General features: G+C 69.7%; 6 protein-coding genes. 2 read left to right on the top strand and 4 right to left on the bottom strand.

Features of this window, described 5'->3' with window-relative positions:
- Positions 1–78: 78 nt before the first annotated feature.
- The 4 genes from ACFWI9_RS14175 to ACFWI9_RS14190 form a co-directional block, all read right to left on the bottom strand.
- The gene (locus ACFWI9_RS14175) at positions 79–504 is read right to left on the bottom strand and encodes a hypothetical protein (protein ID WP_387161770.1); all 426 of its coding nucleotides are present in this window, start codon (positions 502–504) and stop codon (positions 79–81) included.
- A gap of 453 nt (positions 505–957) precedes the next feature.
- Positions 958–3876: an AAA family ATPase gene (locus ACFWI9_RS14180; RefSeq protein WP_387161772.1), complete on the bottom strand. Its 2919-nt coding sequence runs from the start codon at positions 3874–3876 to the stop codon at positions 958–960.
- 65 nt (positions 3877–3941) lie between these two features.
- A complete protein-coding gene (locus ACFWI9_RS14185; protein ID WP_387161774.1) occupies positions 3942–4244 on the bottom strand; it encodes a hypothetical protein in 303 nt (100 codons plus the stop codon).
- Between the two features lie 1078 nt (positions 4245–5322).
- A complete protein-coding gene (locus tag ACFWI9_RS14190; protein WP_387161775.1) occupies positions 5323–5607 on the bottom strand; it encodes a hypothetical protein in 285 nt (94 codons plus the stop codon).
- Between the two features lie 217 nt (positions 5608–5824).
- On the opposite strand from ACFWI9_RS14190, the gene ACFWI9_RS14195 reads away from it, so the two are divergent.
- A complete protein-coding gene (locus tag ACFWI9_RS14195; protein WP_387161776.1) occupies positions 5825–7102 on the top strand; it encodes a SpoIIE family protein phosphatase in 1278 nt (425 codons plus the stop codon).
- 447 nt (positions 7103–7549) lie between these two features.
- Positions 7550–7849: an SDR family NAD(P)-dependent oxidoreductase gene (locus ACFWI9_RS14200; protein ID WP_387161778.1), complete on the top strand. Its 300-nt coding sequence runs from the start codon at positions 7550–7552 to the stop codon at positions 7847–7849.
- Positions 7850–8430 lie beyond the last annotated feature (581 nt).

Genomic DNA, 8430 nt, shown 5'->3' on the forward strand with positions numbered 1-8430 from the left:
CCGGGGGCCTTTCGGTGGGGGGGGCGGGGGGGTGGCCACCCCGTACCGCCCCCCGCAGGCGGGCCCCCCACGGTTCGACTAAAGCTTGGCGATGTCCTTGTGGATCACTTCGATCCCGCCGTCATGGTAGGCAGCCAGGCGCACCTTGAGTTGATGGCCCTTGGGCGCCTTGATGATCCTGTTGGGCGTCTCCCCCAAGTTGCCGCCGTAACAAGGAGGCTCTGAGTTGAGGGCGGCCCAACCGTCCCCCACGTCATTCGGGTCGTTCCACTCCACCCAGACGCAGTCGCGCTCGCTTGAGAAGGCAAGCAGCGAGATGATCTTGACCGAGTTCACCGCGCCGTCGACACGCTCGTATGTCACAGTCGCGGAATTGTGGTGGAGGCCGGCACCGGCCTCCAGGTTGACCGTGCTGACCAACGTGTCGGCAGCGGCCGGAGCCGCTCCTCCCGCTATCGTCGCGGCCACCACCGCGACGGTGACAGCCAGGGCAGGTATGCGCATGTTCCGTCTCCACGAAGCTAGTTGAAGAAATCTCACTTGCTCGATTGACTTCTGCGGGAAACGCGAGGCTCCGGCTCCACCGTCACACGACGAGAGCCTCGGAATCACTCGCCCCCCGCAACGCCTTCACCCTTTCGCAGGGCAACGGCCGAGCGTATCGGTGAAACCACTTAATCCGACTACGTAGGTGTGCGTTCACCTCATGGCGGCCCCGTCGAACCTCCCCCGGCAGGCGCCGCAGCCCCGAAGCCTCGTGATCCCCATGAAGGCCCGGGGCGCTTGTCCTGTCAGTGGGTTCGGTCGCGGCTGTCGGCCTGCTCGTCTACCCGTTGCCCGGCCTGTTCCAGGCGGCCGGGGGCGGCTTCCGCTGCCTCGGCGACTACCGGAAGGCCACGGCCTGACCCGGGAGGCCACGGCCAAACCACGCGTCGTACCTCGACCATGGTGGGTCGTTCACGTGCGGCGGTCGAGGGCCGCACGCGTCATGAGGCCTGCCAGCGCCGAGCGGGAGGACACGGAGGTCTTCCGGTAGACGGCCGACAGGTGAGTCTCGACTGTACGGCGGCTGAGGTACAGCTTCGTCGCGATGGCCTGGTTGCTCAGTCCTTCGGCGACGAGTTCGGCGATCTCCCGCTCCCGTACGGTCAGTTGGTCGAGCTCCGTGGGTGTGCGCAAGGGTCCCTCGAGCTGGGGGTGCACGAGCCCGGCCAGGTCGGACAGCAGGCGTGCGCCGCCTGCGTCGGCGATACGGCGGGCGCGCTCCCACATCGCGACGGCGCGCGGAAGGTCGCCTGCCGCCTGCGCCTGGACGGTCGCCAGCAGCAGGGAGTACGCCTCCCAGAGCGTCGCACCGGACGGCGCATACGCCTGCGCGGCGCGCTCGAAGAGGTCTGCGGCCGCGCGGCCGTCGCCGCGGTGCTGGGCGAGCGCCGCTTCGGCGCGCAGAGCCGCCCCGCGCTGACCTTGCAGACCCATCCGGTCGGCTTCCTCGACGGCCCGTGCGGCCCACCTCGCGGCCTGTTCAACGTCGCCGACCGCGAGGGCGGTGCTGACGAGGGTGTCCAATTGACCGGGGCGTATGGATGGTTGCAGCCCCAGCAGTTCGGGACCGCCCGCCTTCAGGATCGCTTCCTGCGCCCGGTTCGGGTCACCGCTCACGAGCGCCGTGTGGCCGAGCATGCACCCGGCCAGCGATGCCCACCAGTGCCTGCTTGTTCCGGCCGCGGCCACGGCTTCCTCGGCGGTCGCCAGGGCGCTGGTGTCGCCCAGGGGGCGGCGAACGAGCAGGATCAGCGCCTTGAAGCACAGCGTGAAGGTCAGGAGATCACTGCTGCCGATGGCTCGTGCGATGGATTCCGCCTCCTCGGCAGACTCCAGGGCGGACGGCATCCGACAGGTGCTGAGGTGCACGAAGGCCTTGCTGCTCAGCAGGTGGGGCAGCACATGGACCTGACCGCTGCGGCGGGCGATGTCCAGACCCCGTTCGGCATGCCGCTCCGCGTCGGCATAGCGCTCGAGCAGGGCTTCCGCCCAGGCGAGCCACACCAGCGACTCGCACAGTTCCGTGAGGTTGGGGTCGGTCAGTCCGTCTGCGAGCCCGGCGGCGAGATCGGCGAACCTGCGGGCCGCCGCCGTCTCCCCTTCGTACGCCTCACCCAGCGCCCCCAGCGCCAAGGCCCCCATCTCTCCCATGAGGTCGCTGTTGGAACGGGCCACCGCGAGCGTCCGCTCGATCTCGTCACGTACGTCGGGATAGGAGACGGTGTTCAAGGCGGCCATGCCCAGCGCGAGTCCCAAGGAGACCGCCTGGCGGGGCTCAGGGCCGGGACTGCGGGTGAGTTCCCGCTGCAGCAGGGCTGTCGCCTCCGGGGAGTGTCCGAGATGGCGTTCCATCATGGCGCAGAGCGCTATCGCATCGCTGCGCAGCGATGCGTCGTCCCGCCCGGACCTGCTGATCAGGGTGTGGAGCAGGTCACGGCTTTCCCGCAGGCTTCCGCCCACACCGAGTGCTCTGGCGCGCGCCAGCGTCAATTCTCCACGCCGCTGTGCGCAGGCGGGCGTCTGAGGCATGAGTCGCAGGACGACGTCCAGCAGATGAGCGGCCGTCGCGGGCGCCGTGTGGGCGAACTGGCCGGCCGCCTCGCTCAACACGGCCGCCGATACGGGATCCCAGCCGACCAGCGAACGCTCGACGTGATGAGCGCGCTCGGCGGCGGAGGCACCTGCGCGGGCCAGTTCCTCCGCCGCGCCGCGGTGGATCTCGGCGCGGCGTGGTGCGGCGGTGTTCTCGTACACCATCGCCCGCAGCAGCGGGTGGCGCAGTGTCCAGCGGCCGTCGGCCCCCTTGCGCAGCAGATCGCGCCGCGCCAGTGCACTGACACAGTCGTCGAGTTCCTCGGGCGTGGTGTGTCCGGTCGTCAGGCTCAGCATTAACGGTGTGGCATGGTCGCCGAGGACCGCAACCGCTTCGACGGTACGGCGCTGCGTCGCGGTCAGCGCGGTCAGCTCGTCCAGGAGCAGGGATCCCAGTCCGCTCAGCACTCCGGACGACGTACCGTCGTGGGCCCGGACGGTGGTGCCGCGCGACGGCGCGCCATGGCGGTAGGCGTGCAGAAGGCAGTGGAGGTACAGCGGGTTACCCTCGCTGGATTCATAGATCTCCTTCGCGTCGCCGGGCGGCAGGTCGGAGGCAAGCGCCTCGATCGACGCCTGCTCGGGCAACGGTCGCAGCGCCATGCGAAGTACGGCCCCACTGTCGATGCCGCGTGTCAGAGCGGCGGCAAGGGAGTGCGGCGTCTGCCGTTGTCTTCGGGCCACGACCAGCAGCACCCGGCCGCCCACCGGGTGACGGATCACATGGTCCAACAGTTCCAATGACGCCGGATCCGCCCAGTGCAGGTCGTCCAGGGCCATCACCACCCCGCTGCGCTCCCCGAGCCTGGTCAGCACTTCCGCGACGGCCCTGTAGAGGCCGAACCGGTCGCGGCCCGAACCCCATGCCGAGCCCTGCACACTGTCGGCTCCGCGCAGCACCGGTGCCGCCGCCCCGGGCACGCCATCCGGGCCGAGAAAGGCACGATCGAGGTCGGCGAACGCGTCCGTGAACGTCTGGAAGGGAGTGTGCTGCTCGTACTCCGTGGCCCTGCCGCGCAGCACGGTCAGCCCACCCCGCCGCGCCCGCGCACAGAGCTCGCTCAGCAGCCGGCTCTTCCCCATACCGGCGTCTGCGGCGATGTCCACGACTGAGGGAACACCGTCCTGACCCAGACCGCCGATCATCGAGCCGAGCCGCCTCAGCTCGTCAGCTCTGCCGACCAGCGTCGTCGCCGTCTCCTCCAAGGCCGGTACCAGCGCGTCCCCATTCCCCGCCACGTCCGCGTGATCGTTCCCCAGTGGTCGCTCCTGCGCGACCTTCCCTGCACCATCAGCCGATTTCCTCATGGATACGTCATTATCCCAGGCAGGGCCGACTGCATGTTCCCTGGCGCGTCGTGCGAGGCGCCGGAGAGCACGACCAACAGTCGAACCGCGGAGGCTCGGTTGAACTGGTACTGACCGGTGAAGAGGTCTTCTGGCCTGGTGGCATCGGCAAGGCTTTTGACGGTGCGGTGCGTCATGTGGAGTTGGCGGCCGATGGAACGGCGGCTGTGGCCGGCTTCCAGCATCGCGTGGACCGTGGCGTGTCTGAATCGGATGCGGTTGGCGAACCGGTCGCTCTTCCAGGGCGAGGCCAGGTCCACCACGGAGTTCTCTCGGGTGCCAGCGAGGCAGCACGCATGTAGGGCAAGTGGCTGTTTTCGCACATGCCTTACGGGTATCCGAGGGATCGTCAGGCGCGTACGGCACGTGCGTAAGCGTTGTGGGTGCGCCACCCTGCGCCGGGTCGACGAATTCCTGAGCGACCCCCTGCCGAGTGATTGTCGGCGGAGGGTGCCCCTCCCGGCCCGTCGTGCTCACCGTGCCTGGGTCCAGTTGCCCGCCTCCGTGCCCCGGATCCTCCGGTTCAGTCGCGGCACCGGACCAGGTGTGGTCTCGGTGGGCGCGCAGGCGACCGCCCCGGCCCTGGTCGGGACGGTCGCGCGCCCCGAACATGCCGAATATGACGAACTGTCACAATCCGTTCGATTCCATCGGGGTAAAACCCGGCCGGGAGGATGGTTCTGACTCTCTGTCAAATCGTCGCAGGGGTGGGGCGGAGGGGGCCTTCCGTCGTCGGTACCACCCGGTCGCCGAGTGCGCTACTCGTGGCGGGGTGGGCTGCCGCGGACGCTGGTGGCCGGCCTGGTCCTGGTCGCCGGCCTGGCCCTGCCCATGGCGACCTCGCAGCCCGCCCACGCCGTACCGCCCGGTCAGAGCCGGCCACCGTGCCGCGGACTCAGCCATCACACCCAACCGCGAGCACCGCCGGGCAGACCGCGACCTGCCTGCTCCTACCGCGCTTCCGCTACGTCGCGTAGCCTGCCGTGACGCGCGGATCACGATCCCGACCAGCAGCGATTCCCCTCCGAGTCAGCCTCCGCTGGGGAGAATGAAGCCCCGCTGGGGAGCGGCTGGGGAGGATCGGCCGCGTAAATGGACAGCAGAGCGAAATGGCTGGAAAGAGGGATCACCGCAGGTCAGAGCACTTCTTCAGTCGCTTTCCGCAGGTCAGCGATGTCTCCTCAAGCCCTCTGGGGAGAATGCTCGGCGCGCCGTGCGGGCGCGCTTCTGCGCGGCCACGGTTGCGGAGGCCGGCGTACGGTCCGCACCCTCACCAGCTCGCAAGCACAGAGCGTCCCGAAATGGGTGGCACAGCAGCGCCGCTGCGCCACCCGTTGATCACGCCGTGGTGACGCTTCGAGGTGCGTAGTCGGGCACTATGCCGAGCAGGGCATATATGGCCGCACGTCCCTTTCCACCGGCCTCGGGCATGAAGTGAGCGTAGTGGTCGAGGGTGATGGTCGGATTTGAGTGGCCGAGCCACCAAGCGAGCGTGACCATGGACTCGCCCGCCTCGAGGGGGACCGAGGCGTAGGTGTGGCGGAGGACGTAGAAGCCGTCCTCGCGGGAGGCTTTCCACCGCTGGCCCTTCTCACGGAAGTACGCCGACAGCGACGAGGGCATGTCGACGACGCGCGTCTTACCGCCCTCAGTACGAAGTACAAGCGGCCGTAGCGCAGTTGCACCTGACGGCGCACACAGATGACCCCACGCTCGAAGTCGGTGTCCTGCGGTGAGAGCCCGGACGCCTCGCCCTGACGCAGTCCACACCCCAGCGCGATGACGACCGCGATCCGGTATCGCGGATTCCGAACCCTGGGGTAGGACGTAGATTGGAGGAGTGGACATCCAGGCGTCTGGGACGTCGGGCGTGGTCGCGGAGAAAGTCGATTACGCCGAGTTGTTCGCTGCCACTCCCAGTCCCTACCTGGTCCTGCGCCCGGATCTGATGATCGTCGGCGTGAACCAGGCGTACTGCCGTGCCACCGGACGTGCCCGTGACGATCTCGTGGGCCAGTACTTGTTCGACGCGTTTCCCGACAATCCGGCCGATCCGACGGCGGACGGAGTGCGGAACCTGTCGGCATCGCTGGAACGGGTGCTGGCCATGCGCCAGCCGGACACGATGGCAGTGCAGAAGTACGACATTCCCATTGCGGGTCAGCCCGGGGCCTTCGAGGAACGCTGGTGGTCTCCCGTCAACACCCCCGTGCTGGGGCCCGACCGGGAGGTGGCATGGATCATCCACCGAGTGGAGGACGTGACTGCCTTCATGCTTGACCGACGCCCCCGCGAACAGCCGGCCACCTCCTGGGGCGAACGGGAAGAAGCCATGGAGGTCGAGCTGTACACCCGAGCCAAGGAACTGCAGAGACTGAACGAGGAACTGCGCCAGGCCCATGCGCGCGAGCGGCAGGTCGCCCTCACCTTGCAGGAGGCCATGCTGCACTCCCCGGACCTGGCCCGGCACGAGGATGTAGCCGTCCGCTACCTCCCCGCGATCGGATCACTCAATGTCTGCGGAGACTGGTATGACGCAATCGACCTGCCCAATGACCGGTTCACGGTCGTCGTCGGCGACGTGGTCGGCCACGGCCTGGGGGCCGCAACCGTCATGGGCATGCTCCGCAGCGCCCTGTCCGCTGCAGTCCGCGCCGCGGCCGGTCCCGCCCAAGCCCTGGAAGTACTCGGCCTGTACGCCCGTTCCGTAGAAGGAGCTCTGGCCGCCACCGCTGTGGCGGCACTGGTGGATTGCCGTTCCCGGGTGATCGTCTACTCCAGCGCGGGCCACCCACCACCGGTCCTGATGCACCGCGACGGCACCTGCCAACTGCTCGACCAGGCCACCGACCCGCCCCTGGGCGCCCGCCCCGAGCATGTCCCCAGGCCACAAGCCGACATCGCCTACCGCCAGGGCGACACCCTCCTGCTGTATACCGACGGCCTCATCGAGCGCCGCGACATGGACGTCGACACGGCATTGACCCGCCTGACAGACACTCTCGCCCAGTCCTGCGCCGGACTGGGTCCGGAGCGTCTCGCGGACACCGTGCTGGCCCGTCTGGGGGTCAGCCACGGGGCCCGCGACGACATCGCCCTCGTCGTTGTCCGCCTCTGACCAGCACGGCTGCGCGTCCGCCGGCAGCACCGGCCCCAAGGCGTCCACAGCCCGAGCCCGGGAGCCGGGGTCCACCTCCTCCGCCCCCGGCCCGAACGGACGATGCCGGTGGGCACGCTCCCGCCCTGTGGTCAAAGCATGGGGTCGCAGGATCCCAGCGGAATCACCCGCCCACGGCCCGGTTCAGAGCCCATCGACACGCCCCCTCAGGCTCCCGTGACCATGCTTCTGACCACACACTTCCGCAGCCCGAGCGTCAGCGCGAGCAGCGCGCTGACCACGTTGCACGCGACCATCAACCGACCGAGGCACGCCGCGGCGCGACTGGACTCTCCACGACGGGCTACCAGTTGTCCAGGACCGTGAGGCCCGCGGTCGCGGGCGTCATGGTCACCTGTGTAGGGGCCGGCTGGACGTTCCTGCCGTGCGTGATGGTGACGGCGCTCCGTGAACACGAACCCCTGGAACCCGGGGCGGCTCCCCGATCTGCGGGGCAGGTCCACACTGGTCACCGGCGGAAGCGGCGGGATCGGTTTCCACGTCACCGAGCAACTGGCCTCGGCCGGGGCGCGGGTGACGGTCGCCGCACGCAGCCCGGACCGCACCCGCACGGCGGTCGCAGCGCTGCGCGCCAGTGTTCCAGAAGGTCATGCCGGCTTCGTACCGCTCGATCTGACGGACCAGGAGTCGGTCCCGACAACGGTACGCCGGGGATTCAGGTCTCCATGTCGCACGCGGCGCAGATGACGATCGCGCTCAGCGGCGGCCACCGGGTGTCGGGCCCCCTCCGTGGGCCGGTCTCCTGGCACCGGGGGCATGCCGTCCGTGGCGAGCCCGCACACGGTCATCGGGCCCGGCTGTCCCCCCGTGCCGCCGGTCTCCGCCGCGTGGACGGTCCCGATGTGTTCTCGCCCTGTCCCCCGGGCCGGGTTGCGACGGGGCTCGCGCACCACCTCGTACACCGCCGCGTATCCGTTCACGTCGGCGACGATAGGGCGCTACCGCGCCGCTCGCACGCGGTGGCTCGGGAACCGGCGGCCCCGGCAGCCCCGCCCCCTCGCGTACGCCGAGCGTGCCGCCCGGGGCGAGCACATCGTCGTCAAGCCTCCCGCGGTGCCGGATGATCCTCCCCGCGTGTGAATCGGGCGGGACGCGGCCGGCCCGCCGGGCTCGGCACCGAGCGGGGCCCGGGGGTCCACACCTGTGACTCCGCCGGGCCGCGACCCGGGGGTGGGCGCGGCCCCCGCCCGATCCCCGCCCGGGGGCGGTTGGGGCCCGCTGTGGGGGCCCGGGGCGCAGCGGTGGGGGGGGGGAAGCACGCACGCCCC

The organism is Streptomyces sp. NPDC127084, from assembly GCF_042724175.1.
Taxonomy (GTDB): domain Bacteria; phylum Actinomycetota; class Actinomycetes; order Streptomycetales; family Streptomycetaceae; genus Streptomyces.

Excerpts from the sequence above, each read along its gene's own strand:
- ACFWI9_RS14175 (WP_387161770.1), bottom strand. The coding sequence starts at position 504 with ATGCGCATACCTGCCCTGGCTGTCACCGTCGCGGTGGTGGCCGCGACG.
- ACFWI9_RS14190 (WP_387161775.1), bottom strand. The coding sequence starts at position 5,607 with ATGCCCTCGTCGCTGTCGGCGTACTTCCGTGAGAAGGGCCAGCGGTGG.